17 protein-coding genes are annotated in these 19,946 nt (G+C 53.5%); 8 read left to right on the top strand and 9 right to left on the bottom strand.

The features are described 5' to 3' along the window. Positions 1-105: 105 nt before the first annotated feature. The 5 genes from JTY93_RS19445 (at position 106) to JTY93_RS19425 (ending at position 7,643) form a co-directional block, all read left to right on the top strand. Positions 106-870, top strand: a complete 765-nt coding sequence (locus JTY93_RS19445) for a type IV toxin-antitoxin system AbiEi family antitoxin (RefSeq protein ID WP_205477946.1) — start codon at positions 106-108, stop codon at positions 868-870. Beyond that, the gene (locus JTY93_RS19440; protein WP_098950601.1) at positions 860-1,798 is read left to right on the top strand and encodes a nucleotidyl transferase AbiEii/AbiGii toxin family protein; all 939 of its coding nucleotides are present in this window, start codon (positions 860-862) and stop codon (positions 1,796-1,798) included. The genes JTY93_RS19445 and JTY93_RS19440 overlap by 11 nt, the downstream gene beginning before the upstream one ends. A gap of 99 nt (positions 1,799-1,897) precedes the next feature. Continuing rightward, a complete protein-coding gene (gene pglZ, locus JTY93_RS19435; RefSeq protein ID WP_205477945.1) occupies positions 1,898-4,519 on the top strand; it encodes a BREX-1 system phosphatase PglZ type A in 2,622 nt (873 codons plus the stop codon). After that, positions 4,503-6,557 carry a protease Lon-related BREX system protein BrxL gene (brxL, locus tag JTY93_RS19430; RefSeq protein WP_205477944.1) on the top strand — a complete coding sequence of 685 codons (2,055 nt, stop codon included), beginning with the start codon at positions 4,503-4,505 and terminating at the stop codon, positions 6,555-6,557. Before pglZ ends, brxL begins: the two co-directional genes overlap by 17 nt. A gap of 747 nt (positions 6,558-7,304) precedes the next feature. Further along, on the top strand, positions 7,305-7,643 hold the full coding sequence (locus JTY93_RS19425) for a hypothetical protein (RefSeq protein WP_205477943.1): 339 nt from the start codon (positions 7,305-7,307) through the stop codon (positions 7,641-7,643). A 184-nt stretch (positions 7,644-7,827) separates the two neighbouring features. Here JTY93_RS19425 and JTY93_RS30025 read toward each other — a convergent pair whose 3' ends face one another. From JTY93_RS30025 to JTY93_RS19410, 3 genes are all read right to left on the bottom strand, one after another. Beyond that, positions 7,828-8,010, bottom strand: a complete 183-nt coding sequence (locus JTY93_RS30025) for a helix-turn-helix transcriptional regulator (RefSeq protein ID WP_098950608.1) — start codon at positions 8,008-8,010, stop codon at positions 7,828-7,830. A gap of 537 nt (positions 8,011-8,547) precedes the next feature. Continuing rightward, complete coding sequence (locus JTY93_RS19415; protein WP_205477942.1) at positions 8,548-9,435, bottom strand: TIR domain-containing protein; 888 nt, start codon at positions 9,433-9,435, stop codon at positions 8,548-8,550. 179 nt (positions 9,436-9,614) lie between these two features. Continuing rightward, positions 9,615-9,992: a hypothetical protein gene (locus tag JTY93_RS19410; protein ID WP_205477941.1), complete on the bottom strand. Its 378-nt coding sequence runs from the start codon at positions 9,990-9,992 to the stop codon at positions 9,615-9,617. 924 nt (positions 9,993-10,916) lie between these two features. Here JTY93_RS19410 and JTY93_RS19405 point away from each other — a divergent pair. Further along, positions 10,917-11,270, top strand: a complete 354-nt coding sequence (locus JTY93_RS19405) for a hypothetical protein (RefSeq protein ID WP_205477940.1) — start codon at positions 10,917-10,919, stop codon at positions 11,268-11,270. 515 nt (positions 11,271-11,785) lie between these two features. On the opposite strand, the gene JTY93_RS19400 is transcribed toward JTY93_RS19405, so the two are convergent. Both JTY93_RS19400 and JTY93_RS19395 read right to left on the bottom strand, forming a co-directional pair. Continuing rightward, on the bottom strand, positions 11,786-12,274 hold the full coding sequence (locus tag JTY93_RS19400) for a hypothetical protein (RefSeq protein ID WP_205477939.1): 489 nt from the start codon (positions 12,272-12,274) through the stop codon (positions 11,786-11,788). Between the two features lie 588 nt (positions 12,275-12,862). Then, positions 12,863-14,299 carry an integrase gene (locus tag JTY93_RS19395; protein ID WP_205477938.1) on the bottom strand — a complete coding sequence of 479 codons (1,437 nt, stop codon included), beginning with the start codon at positions 14,297-14,299 and terminating at the stop codon, positions 12,863-12,865. Positions 14,300-14,892: 593 nt separating this feature from the next. Here JTY93_RS19395 and JTY93_RS19390 point away from each other — a divergent pair. Next, positions 14,893-16,272, top strand: a complete 1,380-nt coding sequence (locus JTY93_RS19390) for an MFS transporter (RefSeq protein ID WP_205477937.1) — start codon at positions 14,893-14,895, stop codon at positions 16,270-16,272. Between the two features lie 61 nt (positions 16,273-16,333). On the opposite strand, the gene JTY93_RS19385 is transcribed toward JTY93_RS19390, so the two are convergent. The 4 genes from JTY93_RS19385 to flgA form a co-directional block, all read right to left on the bottom strand. Further along, complete coding sequence (locus tag JTY93_RS19385) at positions 16,334-17,083, bottom strand: flagellar brake protein (RefSeq protein WP_205477936.1); 750 nt, start codon at positions 17,081-17,083, stop codon at positions 16,334-16,336. Positions 17,084-17,178: 95 nt separating this feature from the next. Next, complete coding sequence (locus JTY93_RS19380; RefSeq protein ID WP_205477935.1) at positions 17,179-17,646, bottom strand: flagellar protein FlgN; 468 nt, start codon at positions 17,644-17,646, stop codon at positions 17,179-17,181. Between the two features lie 48 nt (positions 17,647-17,694). Then, positions 17,695-18,012 (bottom strand): flagellar biosynthesis anti-sigma factor FlgM, encoded by a 318-nt coding sequence (gene flgM / locus JTY93_RS19375; RefSeq protein ID WP_057960432.1) that lies wholly within the window; start codon positions 18,010-18,012, stop codon positions 17,695-17,697. A 141-nt stretch (positions 18,013-18,153) separates the two neighbouring features. After that, the gene (flgA, locus tag JTY93_RS19370) at positions 18,154-18,918 is read right to left on the bottom strand and encodes a flagellar basal body P-ring formation chaperone FlgA (protein WP_154841164.1); all 765 of its coding nucleotides are present in this window, start codon (positions 18,916-18,918) and stop codon (positions 18,154-18,156) included. Between the two features lie 81 nt (positions 18,919-18,999). Here flgA and JTY93_RS19365 point away from each other — a divergent pair, with 81 nt between their 5' ends. Further along, complete coding sequence (locus tag JTY93_RS19365) at positions 19,000-19,932, top strand: chemotaxis protein CheV (protein WP_029294483.1); 933 nt, start codon at positions 19,000-19,002, stop codon at positions 19,930-19,932. Positions 19,933-19,946 lie beyond the last annotated feature (14 nt).

The following is a 19,946-nucleotide window of genomic DNA, read 5'->3' as shown; positions in this document are numbered from 1 at the left end:
TGGAACGGGCCCCTTAGGAGCATACTTACCGACATCTGACTGGCTGAATCCGGCTAACTGGTTTAAAATCTAGCTGAAAATAATCCTTATGGATAAATACTGGCGGTGAAAATAAACCAGCTCCTTTCCGATTGGCCCTACGGTGCTGTTGCCACGCAAGCGTGGCTACACGAGCATGGCGTAGGGCCAAACCTGGTACAAAAATATCAGCACAGTGGCTGGCTGGAGCGTATTGGTCACGGCACGTGGAAGAGAAGCGGCGATAAGATTGACTGGCAAGGCGGCGTTTTCGCATTGCAACAGGACGAGCCATTATGGATTTGGCCTGGTGGGGCGACGGCTTTGAGCCTGGCTGGATACAGCCATTACCTATCATTCGGGAAAGAGACTGTCGAACTGTTCGCCACAGCCGGCACCAGCCTGCCTGGCTGGTTCAGAAAGTACGCATGGGAAGTCTCGGTAAATTTTCACTCCACCGGGCTCTTCGCCTCAATGGCAGATCCTGCGTTGCAAGCCTTTCAGGTGCCTTACTCTCAATTTCACCTGCAAATTTCCACCCCAGAGCGTGCCGTGCTTGAGCTTATCCATCGAAGCGCGGACGAGAGTCTTTTTAGCGGTGTGGTCGACTTGTTCAGCGGGTTAGGTACCCTTAGCCCCCGCCGCTTGCAAAGACTGCTTGAGGCCTGCACCTCCATTCGCGTCAAACGTGTGTTCCTTTTGCTGGCTCGAAATGCTGGCCACGCATGGTATAGCCGAATAGACGTTTCGAAGGTGGATATAGGCAAAGGCAAGCGTCAGATCACGCCGGGTGGTCGACTTGATAAAGAGTTCCTCATAACCGTGCCAGGGAAATTTGCCAATGTCTCTTGATCCTCGTTACGCCGCTCAGGTCCGTTTGTTGGTCCAGGTGATACCTTACGTGGCGGCTGAGCATTGTTTTGCGCTCAAGGGCGGGACTGCGATCAATTTGTTTGTTCGAGATCTGCCTCGTCTTTCGGTGGATATTGATCTGGCTTACCTACCCAGCTCTGATCGTCACCAGGCTTTGTTGGATGTTCGCGCTGCGCTTGGACGTATTGCAGATGCCGTGGGTCTTGGCTTGCCGAATACAGGTGCAACCGTCCAAAGCAATCGGGACGATGAGTTGCGAATTTTGGTGAGAAGCCAACAAGCTCAGATCAAGGTCGAGGTGTCGCCGGTTCTACGAGGCACGGTTCATCAACCCACTGAGCGTGCTGTGGTCGCGCAGGTGGAGGACGAGTTTGGATTTGCTTCTATCTTATGCGTTTCTTTGCCTGATCTTTATGGCGGAAAAATTTGCGCGGCCCTGGATAGACAGCATCCCAGAGACCTCTTTGATGTCATGCTAATGCTCCGTGAAGAAGGGCTGACACGTGAAATTTTTGAAGGTTTCTTGGTTTATCTGATCAGTCATGGTCGACCTATGGCAGAGCTTCTTTCCCCTCGATGGAAGAAGCTTGATGGGATCTTCCAGGCAGAGTTTTCGGGCATGACGCGTGAGCCAGTTACCCTCGATCAATTGGAATCCACTAGGGCGTCGTTGCTTACTGCAATTCGTGAGCAATTCACCGAGCGAGACGCCGCTTTTTTGCTTTCTCTTAAGCGTGGGGAGCCGGACTGGTCGTTGTTAAATTTGCCTGGGATTGATCAGTTGCCAGCGGTTCGATGGAAGCTGCGTAACATCATGGAAATGTCTGCTTCAAGGCGGGCGGGCGCGGTTGATACTCTGCAAACTGTCGTTGACCAAATACTTGCGGGCCGAGCAACACAAGGCTAGTGATCGGTTCGTGAAACGGTCGGTTTATTTTTTTCTCTTAAAGCACCCTTGTAGGGTTTTATTTCGTAATATTTTAAACCCGCATGGGGGCGGTGAATCATGTCAGAGCAGTCTGCACAACTAGAAAAGATTGGCCAAAGCTTGTTGCAGCTGTTCAGCGTTTGCCGAGTTGTATGGTGGGAAGATGCGGAGGGCGAGTTCAGTGAGCTACTGGATAGCATCGTTCTTCCAGACGTCCAGGTCCTAAGACGCTCCTCGGTGCCCGCGTTAGCGATCAAGAAAACCATAGAAACCGACAGGCCGGACTCTCTTTTTCTCATTTATGAGCAGGCTAGCCCTCCTGCCCCCGAGGATGATTGGCTACTGGATATCCGCCTTTATGCAGCCTCTTTCGCTGCGGATAGGACATCCATGCTACTGCAAGAGCTAGGGTTGCGACGTCAAAGTTTGCGAGATCACTTGAAGGCTCGCAGCGCATTCTTTGCTAGCAAGGATAGGGTCGCGAAGATTCAGCGTCTTTTGAGTCCGGATGACGATGAGGCCGCCGTTGACCTTAAGATCCTGGCTGTGCTCGCGAAAGTTGAGCAAGCGGAGCAGTTTGCGGTTTTTACTGCAATATTTTCGTCGCTTGCTGACGCTGAAAACCTCGAAGAGAACGTGTTGTGGGATTCAATCTGCAAATTCGAGATGCAGGCTGTCTTCTGGCAACTCATGCTACAAGCATTTGGATATCAGCATACCGATCCATCGGTGAAGCATTTTTTTGTGCGTTTGTTTGCTACCGACATTGGTTATGCACTGGGCGCACAGGCACCAAGCAACATGCACTCTCTCCAGTTGAGCACAGTACGTGCGGCTAACGTGGCCGTCTTCCTGTCCCAATGGCGAGACAGTACCCTTCGTCAGCGCGCGTATGATCGGTTGTCCAGCAGACTTGCAATGGAATTGCGGCCGGGTGACTTGCTGGCTCAGACATCTGTGGAGGCACTCATGTTGGTCAGCACTTTTGTCGACGTTGAGCGGCAGATAGCTGAACGGCTACGCGATTCCGTGCTGAGCAACACCAGCGAGATAATGGGTCAGCAGCTACGGGATATGGCGGCTCGTCGAATGGACGGATATTGGGCTAATCCCCGCTGGCCAGATAACGATGACGCGAATCGTTCGGTGTGGCACTCCTATTACCGCTCGCTAATCGCAGCCTCTGAGTTGTTTGAGCTAAGAAGGCGCTATGCGGGTGGTTTCTCCTTCGAGTCTCCGGAAGCTTGTTACAACGCGTATACCCAAGAGCTTTACCGCTTTGATCAGTTGTATAGGATCTACCACGAGGCTGCTGATGTCGTGTATGCCCGAAGCCCGGATGCGTTGTCTCCGTTGACATCTCGGGTTGAGCAAGATTACTTGACGGGTTTCCTCCAGCCTCTCGCACAGAAATGGGGAGCATTCCTCGATGGCGGACTGCTCCAGCAATGGAAGCTCCCAGGGGTTCCTAATCAGCAGAATTTTTATGCCGACCAAGTTGATCGCTATTTGAAGGGTGGCGATGACCGGCGTGTTTTTGTAGTTATCAGCGATGCATTGCGCTATGAAGTTGCTCAAGAACTGAGTGACTCGCTCAACGGCAAGTACAGGTTCGCGGCTGAGTTGGGTAGTCACTTGGGAGTGCTGCCGTCCTACACGAAGCTCGGGATGGCGAGCCTGCTACCCCACAAAACTCTTAGTTACACCGATGCTGGTTTGGTGCAGGTGGATGGGCTGAGCACAGATGGGTTGGACGCGCGCAACAAAATTCTTTCGGCAGTGAATGGTCTGGCCATCCGTGCGGAAGATTTTTTGAATATGAACAAGACTGATGGGCGGGAGCTAATCAAGCCCCACCGGGTTATCTACATTTACCACAACAAGATTGATGCCGTAGGCGACACAGCAAGCACGGAAAGTAGCACATTTACCGCCTGCCGTGACGCGATCCACGAGTTGGAATCCATCGTGAGTCGCATCATCAACAATCTCAATGGGCATCGTGTATTGGTCACGGCCGACCACGGTTTCCTGTTCCAGGACTCAGCGCTAGAGTCATTGGACAAAAGCAAGCTCGTTACCAAGCCTGCCAACAGCGTGGTATCGAAAAAGCGATATTTGATTGGGCGTAACCTCGGTACCAGTGAACAGGTGTTGAGTGGGTACATCCGAGAGACTGCGGGCATTACTGACGATATGATGTTTTGGTCGCCCCGTGGGGTTAGTCGATTCCACTTTGTGGGTGGGGCTCGGTTCATCCACGGCGGGGGAACATTGCAGGAAATTGCCGTTCCTGTGCTGAAGGTCCAGCAGGTGAGAGGCCAAAAGGCCAAAGAGACAGCAGTTAGGAAGGCGCAGGTGACAGTGCTGGGTAACAATTTCACCGTGACGACCAACCGCTATGTATTCAATCTGTTGCAGACCGAGCCTGTGTCTGACCGGGTTCAGCCTGCTGTATTGCGCGTTGGGGTCTTTGACGGCGTTGGAGAGGCGGTTTCTGTTGTCGAGCAGGTGTCGTTCGATAGCGACTCACCAAACCTTGATCAGCGGCAGCGCAAGGTAATCTTGACCCTGCTGAATCGACCGTTCCCTTCTGGCGAGCGGTATTATTTCAAACTGCTTGATGCCGAAACCGATGTTGAGCAGTTCCGTATTGATGTCCGTATCAACCTGGCGATCAGCAATGACTTTGATTTCTGACAGTGAAAACCTCGATCTAGACCTTGATGGCCGCCTGAACGAGTTCTTCATGGGCAAGGTGGTCCGCAAGGATCTCACCAAGCGATTGAAGGAAGGTATCAACGTACCTGTTTACGTTCTTGAGTATCTGCTCGGGATGTACTGTGCATCAGATAACGAAGAAGTGATTGCAGACGGTCTGGAGACGGTCAAGCGCATTCTCTCAGAGAACTACGTGCGCCCCGACGAAGCCGAGAAGGTGAAGTCGAAGATCCGTGAGCGAGGTAGCTTCAAGATCATCGACAAGGTTTCCGTGAGCCTGAACGAGCGTCGAGATATTTACCAGGCGCTGTTCATGAACCTGGGGGTCAAGGATGCCGAAATACCCAGTCGCTTTATCAAAGAGTTCGAGAAGCTGCTGGCGGGCGGTATCTGGTGCATCGTGACGATGAACTATTTGTTCGAAGAGGGCGCCAAAGGCTCACCTTTCACAGTCCATGATCTGAAGCCGATCCAGATGCCAAATATGGACATGGATGCGCTGCTGGAGGCTCGGAAACACTTCACAGAAGATCAGTGGATAGACGTACTGTTACGTTCGACGGGTATGGAACCGGCTCATTTTAACGCGCGTACGAAGTGGCACCTCCTTACGCGGATGATCGCTTTCGTGGAAAACAACTACAACTGCTGTGAATTGGGGCCACGCGGTACCGGTAAAAGTCACATCTACAAAGAAGTCAGCCCGAACAGCATTCTGGTTTCAGGTGGTCAAACGACGGTTGCGAACCTCTTTTACAACATGTCTCGGCGTCAGATCGGCTTGGTCGGGATGTGGGACGTCGTTGCGTTTGATGAAGTGGCGGGTATCTCATTCAAGGACAAGGATGGGGTCCAGATCATGAAAGATTTCATGGCCTCGGGCTCCTTTGCTCGTGGCCGGGACTCCATTTCCGCATCCGCAAGCATGATGTTCGTAGGTAACATCAATCAGCCTGTAGACACACTGGTGAAGACCAGCCATCTCTTGGCTCCGTTTCCCTCAGCAATGATCGACTCAGCATTCTTTGATCGTTTCCACGCCTACATTCCTGGGTGGGAAGTACCTAAGATGCGGCCTGAGTTTTTTACAAATCGCTATGGGTTGATCACTGATTATCTAGCCGAGTTCATGCGCGAAATGCGTAAGCGTAATTTCGCTGATGCCATAGACCGCTATTTCAAGCTTGGGAATAATCTGAATCAGAGGGACACCATTGCAGTGCGGCGTACGGTTTCTGGTCTCCTCAAGCTGCTGCACCCCAGCGCAGATTATGATCGCGAGGCAGTCCGCCGTTGCCTTGAATATGCATTGGAGGCGCGTCGAAGGGTAAAAGAACAGTTGAAGAAAATCGGGGGAATGGAGTTTTACGATGTCCACTTTTCTTACATCGATGCGGACACGTTGGAAGAGACGTTCATCAGCGTGCCGGAGCAGGGCGGTGGTGGACTTATTCCTGAGGGCCAAGGCAAGCCAGGAGTGATGCACCTCGTGTCCACAGGCGCTAACGGACATCTGGGGTTGTACCGTCTGGAGACGCAGGTGACGGCAGGTAGCGGGCGGCTGAATATGTCTGGTCTTGGGAATAGCTCTTCCGCTAAGGAAGCGCTGAAGGTTGCCTTTGATTACTTCAAAGCAAACATCAGTCGGGTGAGTGCTGCGTCAAAAGTGGGGGATCACGACTATCACCTTCATGCGGTCGAGCTTCATAACACGGGCGCACCTAAGGCGCTGACTCTCGCTGGGTTTGTAGCTTACTGTTCCGTGCTGATGCAGAGACCACTCCAGGCGCAGATGGTTGTGCTCGGCGATATGAGCTTGGGTGGCAATGTGATTCCAGTCGAAAACCTCGCAGAATGCATGCAAGTGGCATTTGACGCTGGCGCGAAACGGATTCTCTTGCCTATGGCTAGCGTTACCGATATTCCGACTGTGCCTGGCGAGCTATTCGCGAAATTTCAAACAAGTTTTTACAGCGATCCGGTAGATGCCGCTTTTAAGGCTCTGGGTGTCAGCTGAAGTTTGTGTGTGCGCTTCAATCAATTGAGTTCCCCAAGTCGGTGCACCGACTCCAGGCAACTGCGTAAGGTTTGCTGGAAGTCGAGTTCCTCCGAGTTGCTGCGCTGACTCGCCGATTTGACGTTTCGGATGTGCTGGTGCAACGAACGGAGATCAAACTTCAAGGATTCTGATTCTTACAGGAAAGAGCCCAATTGGTGGAGCGGTGCCCGCTGGGTCCATTCCTGGAGCTTGTCTCCGGGGACCTGCTCCGCAGAATGCACCCACCGGGTCGCTCCTCGCGCGTACTCACCACTCGATTGATATCCATGTAGGAAGTAGCTGACCAGCCACCATCGCCCTTAATACTGGGATTCTGAAGGTGTGTTCGCCGGGCGCTTACCTCGGGATCTGGCATAAGAATGCTACGAGATGCAGGCATTACAGTCTTTGTCGGCTTACTGGCGGAGGAAGCTGCTGAAGACTTAGTTGGTTTTTTGGTAAGCAATTCCGGTGAATCGTCGGATCGCAACGATTAGTAAATCGTTAGCACCTCAGCGTAAGGTGGGATGCCCGGACGGTTACGATTCGAAAGGCGGTATCATTCATCAACTGGCCAAGGTATATCGTGCTGTTCATTACCGGCATGGCGGCTGGAGGAGGATTGGAGTGGATGCAAAAAAACCTATTTGGGTTATTGAGCTGGATTAGCTAACTCGTAACCTACCAAAACCTCACAATCAGGGATAAACCCCGACAAGGAAATGTATGACGTATTTCAATATCTCGCATGACGAATGGCTCATCTTTGCGCAACTGATAATTGCAGGAGTGGCTGGGGCCTGGCTAGCCTGGACGCTATGGTATGTAAATGAGGAGAAAAAACGATACTCCGCCAATCAACCTCAAAGGCTTAAGGAAGGCCGGAGGGCGCGGATGACAATCCTCGTACTCCTTTTGCTTGTTGGTGTCGTTATTGGAGTTGGCGCAGCTTTGCTGGTGTTAGTAGCGAACTGGGATCTCGTTTTGACAACCTTTGCTACCATTGCAACCGCGATGGTGCCTGGAAGATTGGCGAAATTTCAGGCAAAAGGTATTGCGCCCTGAGCTGCGCACCATGTCCTGGCATTGCGGGGCTGGGTAGATGACTTGGCCGGACGGTTACGCTGCATTGACGGTATGCCTCACTATGGGGTGACACTCATCCCTAAGAAGGAGCCAAGAAAAGGCACCCTATAGGTGCCTTTCATAAACGGTAAATCATTCGATTCTCCGCGTCCTGCCGCATGGCTCACAGTGTATCCATAAACTCTTGAAACCGGCTTGCTCGCCAGCCAACCGTCTTATGACTTAGTCGCGTTTTCGGAGGCAGTTGCCCGGCTTTCTCCCAGCGGCCGATAGTCCGTGTTGACACGTTAAATAGATTCGCTGCTTGTTTAATGCTCAAAAAACGATCAGAAATTACTTCATTCATATTGCCTCCCAGTGGCCAGTCGATGCGCTATTTTGGTGGCAAAACAATATTAAAGTCAATATTTTTTGCAAATGTCAATAGAGTTGACGATTTTTTTTAACGGCTGAGTTTGACGCATTTTTCTCCTGTTAAGGGGGGCTGGGGAAAGTTGGATGTGCTTTTGTCGTGCGCCTCAGTAGGTGAGTATGCATGGACTTGACCGCCCATTTGCATTCGACTTGACCAGTCGTTTGCATCGGATTTGACCAATCCGCCAGCCGACCCTGACCGGCAGAAATCGGCCGATTGTGTTGAAAAAGTCGACCCGGCCTGAGTACCCATGCATTGAGCGGTGAAAACGCCTTTTTGCACGCCGCTACGTCAAATCTGAGCCCTGAACCTTCTGCGCAAAACACAGATTTCAATCTCAGACGCGTACTTTTCTGCCATGGAAACCGAAGCCGACTTTTTCAACAGAATCGGCCATAAGCGGTCACCCAACAGGTTTGCTTGCCGCTCATCAATGGAAGGCTGACAAGGAAGAAATTAGAAGCTGGCTTACCCCCGCATGACCTTGTTCCAATCGATCTCATGACCGGCGGCTTCAAGCTCACGGCCCAAGGCTTGTTTCCAGCTATTACCTTCCATGGACTCCCACACCACACCAGCAAAATCACTAGGAATCTCCAGAGTGCCGCGTTTCAACGCACAGACCTTGGCGCGGCCTAAACGGCCCAGAAAATAGCCCAACTCCAGCAGGACGTTCTCCCGGGCTCGCGGCTCCGGCTTGCCACCCTTGGCACACCCCTCGTCGTCCGGCGTCAGCAGCACCACGGCAAAATCCACTTGTCCATGTGCTTCGACCTTCTCCATGACCGTACGGCCCTGATTGGCTTGCTCGTGCAAAATGATCGGCTCAAAGCCCAGCTGCATCAAAAATCGAGCCACGGTCTCACGTGCGCCTTCATCATGGCCATGCACTACAAATACGCGGCGTGATAACGCTGGCTTCACATTGTCTAGGTCGGTAGAAGAAACAGGAATCGCCGCATGATCGTGGTCCGCGAGGTCTTCCCTAAGCGTTCGCTGCGCCTCTGCAAGCATTAGGATTGATTGCTGAATATTTTCCTGAGTGCCAGTCACGTAATGATGCCTAAGCGGGTAGTCAGATGAGTAATACCCAGGGAAGAAGTGCAGGTTTGCTGCGGATGAGAGGCGGTAATAAACCGAGGTGTTTTCACCAAAGCATCGCTCTAGGGTGTCTTGAATTGACGTTGCGAGGGCGGTCAGTTTTGGTGAGTCTCCCTCACCATTGAGTTCTGATACATCAAAACCTTCCAACTCGGTTATGCGATCTTGAAGGCGTTGAATCCCCCGCTGTATTTGGTCTGGGGTCAATTTGAGTTTGGGAGCGACGGTAGTGGTGGGAGCTTTAGCGCGGGCCATCGGCGTGAGTCCTTTTTGTTCTACATGTGATAAAGGACATTATCACTTATAGGCAAGGATAGCGGTGACTGCCTCGGTTACCTGCCGCATCCATGTAGCGGTCAAAATCTTTCTCCGGAACACTATTTTTTTCCCCATTTTTTCGAACCACTTGTAACGTAGTCCGATGATCGACTTGCTCACCGCTTCCCATGTCCGAAGCTACCCGGCAGGCGTGCCCACGAGTCGAGCATATCAACACGCTTTGGCGCCTTCTTCTCCTTCGTAGCAACAGGCTTCACCGGCACTTTTGCTTTAAATTTCGCTCCTGCAAACTCTTCCACACTTACCTTAAAGCTCATATGCGTATTGGGAGGTTTCCCGCTCCTTGCGAAGACGGTTCCCACCGGCCCCATTTTGCTTGTTAGCCCAAGGCGTTCACAGATCCATGCTGAAACGAACAGCTTGAAGTCACGACCTTCGAATACATTCACTAATGCACCGAGAAGGGTGTAATCACCATGCTTCTCCGAATGCTCTATACAGTGCGTAAGCGCCTGGCTATACAGGTAGGACATGAGAACCTTTCTTTCGTCGAGAAGTGTTCGTACAGTGCCTTTGCTCAGGGCTACGATTTGTTTATATGAGTCCTTCATACTGCTTCCAGCTCCTGCCGTTCGTGTATTGAAGTCAATTAAACCTAAAAAGCAGGGTTTTGAATCGTCCATTGTTTCATAGGCAAACCATAACTCAATTTTTGCCAGACGCCACCAGGGCTGATGGTCAGCTTTTGGCCGAATTCTTCCGCAACCGCCAGCTGTGGGTCGCTAGCTGCCCATGAGGAACGGCCGCATCGACCCAGAGCTGGCGGTTGCCCGTCATGCGCGATTGCGTATTTGCGTATTTGCGGGATATTGGGGGAATGTCCCAGTTGTTGAAAAAATTAACGATTAGGCGGAAGCCCCTGATCAAATCTAAACAATCAGGCTAATGAACCAAGGCCAACGATAGGAAAGTCGCATGGAGGACGCCGATGAGGTGTACCAGATCCTTCGAGACACCAAGGTTTTGGCTCGCCGTTATTACCAACTCACTCGCAAACCGCTGGGTGTGACTGGGGAAATCGCAGGGTACGAGGCAGCTCGGCACCTCAACGTCGAGTTGGAACTGGCTAGGCAAGCTGGGTACGACGCGACAGAAGTGAGAGATGGGCTGACAGTCAGAATTCAAATCAAGGGGCGGTATTACACCAGCCCACGAATGCGAAGCGGCCGAGTGGGATCAATCGATTTAAGGCAACCCTTCGATACTGTTTTACTGGTTCTTCTCGACGCGGATTACAACGCTTTCCAGATTTTTGAAGCGGATCGCTCTGCGGTTGAGGCGTTACTGACAAGGCCTGGGTCAAAGGCTCGAAACGAACGTGGCTCTGTCGGTATCAGTCAATTCAAAGCGATCAGCAGACTGCGATGGGCGCGGTCTGAACTATAGGAAATGACGCCATGCGACAGTTCGAACGAGATGATGTGCTTCGGGCTGCCGCTGGGGACGCAGATGCTTTGTTAAGAGTGCAAAGACGCAAGGACGTGCTGAAGTGGAATGCCCAGAAGGGCAGGACAGCGTTGAAGTACGCTACGCCTCTATGGGCTGATCATAAGGCGATTGATGCTGTATACACGGAGGCTAGGCGGCTGTCAGCCGAGACTGGTATTAAGCATGACGTTGATCACATCATTCCGCTTCAAGGTAAAAAGGTCTGCGGACTACACATACCTTGCAATCTGAGAGTGATAACAAAGGCTGCTAACGTCAAGAAGCACGCCAGCTTTGGTGATGAGGATGTCGTAGGTTTTTAGCCGAAATTGGTTATGAAGTAATTTACGGTGTTCGCAACCTGAAGCGGGCAATCAGGATAGGCAGGGGATAACCGGTTCTGCTAGTTAGCCCCGAGGGGCAGGTCATGCTAGAAGTCGCACATCTTCACGGTGAGTTTGTCATCGGACCTGCTACTGAGGCCTCAACTCTTCCATTAGTTGCAATAGCTAGGAGTTATCCGCTGCATACCACCGGCCCTTGATTGAGCCTTTTGCAATACCAAAAAGCGGGTTTAGTACTAGTGAAGACTGATTGATTTGGGTTTTATAAATTCGCAGCGTACAGTTCTCAAGCCCTGCCGGTGACTGAATTGCCACTGTTTCGAAGAAAAGCGGAATGACCGCATTTGGCCGTTTTCTGTCTGTCACGAACGGCTGGAAACGACCGATACTGAACGATTGCTACCTGTCACCAAGGGTCGAGATCACTTCATCCATGCGGTCCAGTCATGCGGCATCAATTCACTCTTTGACGGTCGTGATAGGCTGAAATCGACCTAGGCTTGCCACCACAAGAATCTCGACCAGAAAGTTTTTTTCCTCATCTGTGGAATAGCTACTGATGCTCTACTAGCTGGGAATGGGACAGAAAACGAGATGCGCTGACGAGTCATCTCGTCGATAAGGAATTTTACATATTTCTTATGTTCTATGTCTTCTTCTGTAGGTTCAAAGTTCGAGCAACCGGTCAACGTTAGATGCTTAGACGTTCCTTGGAACAAAACCAAAGACCACAAGCGCTCAGGATTCCCATACCAAGGGCATATATACAAGACGTCTCTTTCGCCTGGCCATATGTTTACTGATCGTTCTTCTATTTCACCATCCCACTCAAAGTGCAGAGTGATTTCATTTTTACAATCATTGCCCCCGCCATAAATTTCTGTGTGGAAATTGGCTTGGCCAAAACCGTCTTTACTCCAAATCTGGGCGCTCTTTATTATCTTGTAAGCAGCGTACACACCGGTTCTATGATGCATTTTCATTATTTAACATTTAACTCCATGTTGAGGCCGAAAATTAACATAAGGGGTAGACAGAAACGTAGTTATTTGCTGTCCAGCGAACGAAGTGGGCGATAGTTGGGCGCATTGCCATCAGGGTAGCGCCAGTGAGGTTGGGTGGTAACCCTCGCCACCATGATCATCACCAGCGGGATGCTATTGGCCGTTAGTAGCCCTTAACGAAGACCTGCTTCAGGTCGAATCCAGCCGGTCAAGGGCATGCAGTGTGTCGGTCAAGTCTCGTGCAGCGCGTGGTCACGTCGAATGCAAACGGCTGGTCAGTGGCAATGCAAACAGGTGGTCAAGTGGAATGCAATTCTCCAGCAGTGTCGCGTTTTGAAGCGGGCGCTCAAGGGCGCCGGTCCGGCAGAGCATGACCATGGCGATATCCCGGCGGCAACACCGTTTGCTCCTAAATCGAAGCCTGCTATGGCTGGCAATGTAATGCGGGTGAGCCGCTGCGGCGCTCTGCTGCACAAAGCTCGGCATCGGGCGTGAGCGCCTACAGTTGAAGTGGTGCCTGACGCTTCGAGCTGTTGGAAAGCCGTTGTTCACAGTTGGGGGAGCTGTTCACTTGTAGTCATCCCCGCGAAGCTCGTTGAGGGATTGTATTTTCAGATCAGGGCGGTACTTTTTTTGCCGAATGTTGTCTAGAAAGTCTCCCCACTTCGTGAGAGCTTCGGTTTTCTCAACAAGATAGCTGTTCCGATCATAGAACTTGTTTTGTACGGACGATCTCCCGTGCGAGAGGATGTGGGCCCTAGTTTCCCGACTAATCCCGATGCCTGCCAGCATTGTCTCGGCAGATACTCGAATGTTTTTCCAAGTGAAATAGCGGGTCTTGGACGCTGCCTCATCTGACCCACCGGCTTCGCTGAGGCGGGTTCCAGCCTCGCTAAATAGTTTGCTAAAGGCGTCAGCTCGTATCAAGTTATGGGTCAAGGCGAAAGGCCCTTCCGCGCTGAGACGCAGGTCGAGCAGTGGCTTAATTATTTCGGTAATACGGGGTGTAAAAGGCAGAAAATAGAGCCTTGGCTTTCCCTTGCCTTTGATATCAATCAGCGTAATGCCGTCGTCAGAAACTCGTTCCCACTTAAGGGCAGCGAGCATTTTAAGACGTTGTCCACCAAAATAGATTGGGGCAAGTGCGATCGCTCTTTGTCGATCCGGCAGGGTGTCGAGATAGATAAGCAGTTCAGCAAGCTCAGCTTGCTCAAGCGACTCGGTATCACCTTTGTAAACATCTTCTAGGCCTCCGACACCTGATACTGGGTTGGTAGTGATATCAAAATTCTTCGAATCTTCGACCTTTCGTTCAAGACTGGTAATGCTGCTCCGCGCTTTTTCAAACGCGGTACTAAGGTAGCCATGCAGGGTGTCGGTGGTCGAACGCATGTTAGAGGCGGGGGCGGGAGTGGTGTGATTTTTGCCTCGATTTTTTGGCTTTCCGGCCAGGACGTGTTTAAGGATGGTCGTGATGTCATAAACAGTGATATCACGGGCTGGTTTTGCCACAATCTCGGGGAAGGGGGTGCTAACGTGGAGCTTGAACATGCCCGCGACCTGCTTTGCTTTCACTCTTCCTCTGGCCAGAAGGTCGTCACAGTAATTATCTAGAAGGTCCTGAAATGTACCCACTCTAGATGCGTCATCGGAGATTTTCGCATCGACCACGCGTTGAGCCTCCTCCTGCGCCGCGTTTTTCTCTAGATATGCCTTGGGGTTGCCGTGCTCCAGCAAAATTGCGACGAGGTCGCGTGCCTTCTCTCGGATTTCCGCTAGCGTGAGGCCGGGAGCATTGGGAGTGGATCGGTATTGGCCTATGCTCAAAAGTCCTGCTTTTTTGTTAATTGTCCAGCGGTAGTAAGCTGTCGTAACGGCGCCTACTTTTTTAAACAGGATGCTCCCAGTCCCGCGACCTAGCATAGACTCGGTAAGAGTGCCCCCGTCGCCGAGCCCTCTTAGTCGTTGATCGTTGACGCGTTTGTCTTGGCTATTGCCTGCCATATGTCGATGCTCTAGGTGACTACTGGTCACTACTTTAGCAACTACTTCTCCTGTCGCTCAAGGTCTTTTAATGGCCGCGAGTGTCTGTCATTTTATTAAAAAAACTCATAAAACAACGAGTTATCCCGGATATGGCGGTATCTGTCATTCTTAGTCTTTAATATCCTATCCCCTCCTAAGGGGAAGGTTGGCCGTTCGAACCGGCCCTGGGACACCATTTGCAGTCCCGCCGCCTACCTGGCCGTGACGTGAAAAAACCCCGACCAGATCGCTCTGGCGGGGTTTTTTTATGGGAGCGTGTTTTCTTGGTCGTTTGGCCAGTGCCTTTGGGCGGGTTGGCGAGATATATTGTCAAAACCTTGTACCTCGTCCCCTGTCTGGGTACGTCTGACACGTAGCTGAACAGCGAAGGAACTGTTGGGTGTCGAGTTCATCGAAGGCTGCATGCTTCGACGATCTCGAGATTGTCTCGTTTGCCGGATCAAAATACCCCCGGGTGCCTTTGTAGTTGGGTACCTGGGTTTAACGACGCTTCGCCCTCAGGCTAGTGTGAATAGCCTGACACCCACTGCAAGGAGCCGCTCGGACCGCCGATGCGCCAGATCTGGAAATCTTTTCGAGCCCTTTATTTTGCCTCCTTGATGATGCTGATCGGCTCCGGCCTGCTCAGTACTTACCTGGCCTTGCGCCTGGCGGCGGATAACGTCGACAGCCTGTGGGTCGGTGCGCTGATGGCCGCCAACTATTTTGGCTTGGTGCTGGGCGGCAAGATCGGGCATCGCCTGATCGCCCGGGTTGGTCACATACGCGCCTATGCTACCTGTGCCGGGATTGTCGGCGCGGCAGTGCTGGGTCATGGCCTGGTGGATTGGCTGCCGGCCTGGATCGTCCTGCGGATCATTGTCGGCCTGGGCATGATGTGCCAGTACATGGTCATCGAGAGCTGGCTCAACGAACAGGCAGATGCCAAGCAGCGCGGCGTGGTGTTCAGCGGTTATATGATCGCGTCGTACCTGGGCCTGGTGCTGGGCCAGTTGATTCTGGTCATGCACCCTCAGTTGGGGCTTGAGTTGCTGATGCTGGTGGCATTGTGTTTTGCCCTGTGCCTGGTGCCGGTCGCCATGACCCGGCGTATTCACCCTGCGCCTTTGCATCCGGCGCCGATGGAGCCGCGCTTCTTTATCAAGCGCGTGCCGCAGTCCCTGAGTACGGTGTTGGGGGCCGGCCTGATCGTCGGTTCCTTCTACGGCCTGGCGCCGCTGTATGCGGCTCAGCAGGGGCTGAGTACCGAGCAGGTCGGTCTGTTCATGGGTAGCTGCATTTTTGCCGGCCTGTTGGTGCAATGGCCATTGGGCTGGCTGTCGGATCGGTATGACCGTGCGCTGCTGATTCGCTGTTTCGCCCTGGCCCTGGCGGTGGCTGCGTTGCCGCTGGCGATCATGACCCAGGTGCCGCTGGAGGTGCTGTTTATCGCCGGCTTCCTGTGTTCATTGGTGCAGTTCTGCCTCTACCCGCTGGCCGTGGCATTTTCCAACGACCATGTCGAAGGTGATCGCCGGGTGTCCCTCACAGCGATGTTGCTGGTGACCTATGGGGTGGGCGCGAGTATCGGGCCGTTGCTGGCGGGTGTGGTCATGAAGCTGTTTGGCAACCAGATGCTCTATGCGTTCTTTAGCTTGTGCGCGTTGATCCTGGTCTGGCGCATTCGACCCAAGGCTGTGACCAACCTGCATCAGGTGGACGACGCGCCGCTGCATCACGTGGCGATGCCCGACAGCATGTCCAGCTCGCCATTGGTGGCCGCCCTCGACCCGCGTGTCGATGAACAGGTGGTACAGGACCAGATGCAAACCGCCGTGCCTGAGCCTGAGCCCGAGGCAGAGCCTGAAGTTGCGCCGCAACCCGAGCCTGAGCCGCCGCAGCATCCCGATCCGGATGATCACCCGCATGACCTGAGTCGGGCCCGTCCCTGAAGCATAAAAAACGGGCAGTTCCCAAAGGAGCTGCCCGTTTTTTATGCCTATGGTTCGACGTTTACATGTCGTCGTCTTTATCGAACCGTCGCGCCTCGCGCTGCAGTTGGTAGACAAAACGCTCGACCTGGCGCTGCACCAGACCGCTCATGTTGTGGAAGCGCACGCCGGCAAAGGTGGTGTTGATCCTTTCTTCAAAGTGCAGGTAACGCAACTCCACCGCCGTGGTCATGCTGCCAAAGGGCAGGGCGGCGATAAAGCGGTCGTAGACCTGGCCCAGTTGCAGGCGCTCGGAGATGTCACCTTCAAAGCGTAGCTTGCAGCCGGTGGCGGAGATATCCAGCAACTTGCCGCTGAGGGGCGACTTGAGTTTCTCGCCGCCCAATTCGATATTTACCAGTTGCGCCAGCTTCAATGCCGCACGAAAGGCATTGCGCCGCTGATGGTAGACCACTTCTTCCGGCAGGCTGCCCTTGTAGATACGGTGGCCGTCCTTTGCGCCAATGGTCAGGGTGCCATTGCTCTCCCAGGCCACGCGCACGCCCTCATGAAAGCCTTCGATACGAAACGCTTCGCCATTCTCCAGGTAGCGTTCACCTTCGGGCGGGATCATTTCGTCCAGGCTCAGGGTCTTGCTGTCCTTGTCGACCTCCACCAGGTAGCTCTGGAAGCGCTGGTTGCGTTCGTGGAAGGTGATGATCAGCGGGTCGTGGCTCTCTTGCAGCAGCCGCAGGGTGCTGGCAATTTCCAGAGGGGTGGTGAGGACCTTGGGTGGCTGCGGAGCATCTTCCGCGCTAAGGGTGTTGAACACGGTTCTTCCATCTCCAGACAAAATACGACTACACGCAAGAACCGGCATTTTGCCAGCATGTGGCGTGCCTTGATAGGGCACGCGATAAACCGGCGTCAGGCTTGGCTGAGGGTGCTGGGCTTGACCAGCCGTGAGGTAGAGCCTTGGGCGTTATACAGCGCTGGAGGTTCGCCACCATGCAGGATGCGCAACTGGTTGGCGGTGGTGGCTTGCTGCAGTTGGATCGACTGGCCATTGAGTACATTGGCCTCTTGGCAGTTGATCAACAACTGATTGAGTGCTGCGCTCTGGGCCAGCAACTGGTCGCCGACCGACGAATGGCTGGCCAGCTGTTCCAGGCCGCTGTGGTCAGCGGGCAGGCCCAGGCTGAGCAGGATCTGGCTGCGTTTCTGGCCGTGTTGTTCGAGCAGGATGATCAGCGATTGCTTGCGTGCCAGGATATCTTCCAGCAGGCGCATATCGCGGCCATAGAGGGCCACGAATTCTTCTTGAAGCAGCTCCAGCAGGTGTTGCGCGGGAGCCAGGTCTTCATTGATCAGTTGCAGCAGATTTTCGTCGTGCATGGCTGGCCTTGGGGTTTAAGCGTCCAAAAGCCTGGCGCAGGCCTTTGCCTAGCGCTCGGCTTTGATGATTTTGCCGGCTAAACGGTCGTTGTCGATCTGATAGCTGCCATCGGCAATCGCCTGTTTCAACTCGGCCACGCGGGCTTTATTGACAACCGGCTGATCGCGCAGCGAGTCCGTGATCTTCTGCAACTGTTGAGCCTCGTTGCTCAAATGCACCGATTCGCCACTTTGGGTCGAAGCGGTTTGTTCTGCCTTGGCGGGCAGTGCCGGGGCCTTGGCTTCAACGCTGTCCTTGGCCGCGTTGGTACGCGTGCCGCCGGGCGTCGCCTGGGCGCTGTTCAATCGGCTGAAATCAATGACCATGTTAAAAAACCTCTGGGTATTTGGACGCTTGCCATGTTTTCGGCCATACCCGGACAAACTTTAGGCTCGATCGACAATAAACCTGTGCACAGCGAGATCATGGGCACAGTGTAGGAAAAGCCAGCCTCCCACGCCAGTGATCTATAAAGCCACCTCCACCTGGCCTGGGGCTGTCACCCGGGCCTTGATCACACGCTTGGAGTTGAGGTTCTTCACGCGAATCTGTTCGCTCATCCCGCCGTTGGCCAGGGCTTCCCCCGGCATTTTCACGTTCAGGCCGCCGCTGCTGGCGGATATCACCACATGGTCGCCCTTGCGCACCACTTCTGCCTGTTCCAGGTGAACCAGGGTAATGACCTGGTCGGTGACCATTGGTCGGGTCAGTTTCTGCCCGACGGCCTGGTCCACGGAGGTGAGGTAGCCCTGACTAATCTGGCTGATGTCCCGTTCACGCAGCGCAACGTCTTCAAAGCCGATGATGCCGGTACGCTTGAGCGGGCGAGTGACGGTCACTACGTCGCGAAACAAGCGGACCTGGGCCGGCACGAACACGGTCCAGGGCGAGCTGCCGTCGCAGCGCACGCGCACGGTCACGCGGCCGATGGGCTGGGCGGGGCTTTCCAGGGAACCTGTCAATTCCTTGTCACACATGGGCATGCGCAAACGCGGGTCCAACTGGTTGACCTGGATTTCATAACGGCCCGGTGTCTGGGTGGTTGCCAGATAATCTTCTACAGTGAACTCAAGAAAGCCTTGAGTGACGCCGATAAGCAGATCAGGCAAGGTGACGTTGTCGGCACGGGCCTGGTGGCCTGCGCCCAAGGCAAGCAACGCCATCCAGGCGCAGAGCAATCTGCGGTACTGTGGCGAGCGAAGGCGTCGGGAAACTGTCGTTTTGATGTCCATGGCCAATAAAAAGCAAAGCGCGTGCCGTTTCGTGTTGGGTACGCGTCGTACCCGTAAGTTTTGTAGCGTAGGAGTCTGGGCATGGCGGGTGTAATGGATTCAGTGAACCAGCGCACACAGCTGGTAGGGCAGAATCGCCTGGAGTTGTTGCTGTTTCGACTCGATGGCAAGCAGCTATATGGCATCAACGTCTTCAAGGTGCGGGAGGTGCTGCAATGTCCCAAGCTCACCATAATGCCCAAGTCCAACCCGGTGGTGTGTGGCGTGGCCAACATCCGTGGCTCGACGATTCCGATTCTTGACCTGGCGATGGCCACCGGTTCTGCTGGTTTGCAGGATCGCGAGAGCCCGTTTGTGATCATCACCGAGTACAACACCAAGACCCAGGGTTTCCTGGTGCGCTCGGTGGAACGTATCGTCAACATGAACTGGGAAGAGATCCATCCACCACCCAAGGGCACCGGGCGTGATCACTACCTCACGGCAGTGACGCGGGTCGATAACCAGTTGGTGGAAATCATCGACGTTGAGAAGATCCTCGCGGAGGTGGCGCCGACTTCGGAGCATATTTCGGTGGGTGTGGTGGATGAACAGACCCAGCAGAAGGCCGTGTCCCTTCGGGTGTTGACGGTGGATGACTCCTCTGTGGCACGCAAGCAGGTGTCCCGTTGTCTGCAGACCGTTGGTGTCGAAGTGGTGGCTCTCAATGACGGCCGCCAGGCCCTGGACTATCTGCGCAAGCTGGTGGACGAAGGCAAGAAGCCGGAAGAAGAGTTCTTGATGATGATTTCCGACATCGAGATGCCGGAAATGGACGGCTACACCCTCACGGCCGAGATACGCAACGACCCACGCATGCAAAAATTGCATATCATCCTGCATACTTCATTGTCCGGTGTATTCAACCAGGCAATGGTCAAGAAGGTCGGTGCCGATGACTTCCTGGCCAAATTCCGTCCTGATGACCTGGCTTCCCGGGTCGTCGAACGGATCAAATCTGCAGATCACGGCTAGGGGCTTTCTCCCTG

It is taken from the genome of Pseudomonas hygromyciniae (assembly GCF_016925675.1).
GTDB lineage: Bacteria > Pseudomonadota > Gammaproteobacteria > Pseudomonadales > Pseudomonadaceae > Aquipseudomonas > Aquipseudomonas hygromyciniae.
This window is presented reverse-complemented; position numbering and strand designations above follow the sequence as displayed.

What these genes read in the sequence shown, in the direction of transcription:
- brxL (WP_205477944.1), top strand. Translation starts at nt 4,503, where the DNA reads ATGACTTTGATTTCTGACAGTGAAAACCTCGATCTAGACCTTGATGGC.
- JTY93_RS19415 (WP_205477942.1), bottom strand. Translation starts at nt 9,435, where the DNA reads ATGGCCCGCGCTAAAGCTCCCACCACTACCGTCGCTCCCAAACTCAAA.
- JTY93_RS19425 (WP_205477943.1), top strand. Translation starts at nt 7,305, where the DNA reads ATGACGTATTTCAATATCTCGCATGACGAATGGCTCATCTTTGCGCAA.
- JTY93_RS19390 (WP_205477937.1), top strand. Translation starts at nt 14,893, where the DNA reads ATGCGCCAGATCTGGAAATCTTTTCGAGCCCTTTATTTTGCCTCCTTG.
- JTY93_RS30025 (WP_098950608.1), bottom strand. Translation starts at nt 8,010, where the DNA reads ATGAATGAAGTAATTTCTGATCGTTTTTTGAGCATTAAACAAGCAGCG.
- JTY93_RS19395 (WP_205477938.1), bottom strand. Translation starts at nt 14,299, where the DNA reads ATGGCAGGCAATAGCCAAGACAAACGCGTCAACGATCAACGACTAAGA.
- JTY93_RS19440 (WP_098950601.1), top strand. Translation starts at nt 860, where the DNA reads ATGTCTCTTGATCCTCGTTACGCCGCTCAGGTCCGTTTGTTGGTCCAG.
- flgA (WP_154841164.1), bottom strand. Translation starts at nt 18,918, where the DNA reads ATGGACATCAAAACGACAGTTTCCCGACGCCTTCGCTCGCCACAGTAC.
- flgM (WP_057960432.1), bottom strand. Translation starts at nt 18,012, where the DNA reads ATGGTCATTGATTTCAGCCGATTGAACAGCGCCCAGGCGACGCCCGGC.
- JTY93_RS19380 (WP_205477935.1), bottom strand. Translation starts at nt 17,646, where the DNA reads ATGCACGACGAAAATCTGCTGCAACTGATCAATGAAGACCTGGCTCCC.
- JTY93_RS19400 (WP_205477939.1), bottom strand. Translation starts at nt 12,274, where the DNA reads ATGAAAATGCATCATAGAACCGGTGTGTACGCTGCTTACAAGATAATA.
- JTY93_RS19405 (WP_205477940.1), top strand. Translation starts at nt 10,917, where the DNA reads ATGCGACAGTTCGAACGAGATGATGTGCTTCGGGCTGCCGCTGGGGAC.
- JTY93_RS19365 (WP_029294483.1), top strand. Translation starts at nt 19,000, where the DNA reads ATGGCGGGTGTAATGGATTCAGTGAACCAGCGCACACAGCTGGTAGGG.
- pglZ (WP_205477945.1), top strand. Translation starts at nt 1,898, where the DNA reads ATGTCAGAGCAGTCTGCACAACTAGAAAAGATTGGCCAAAGCTTGTTG.
- JTY93_RS19410 (WP_205477941.1), bottom strand. Translation starts at nt 9,992, where the DNA reads ATGTCCTACCTGTATAGCCAGGCGCTTACGCACTGTATAGAGCATTCG.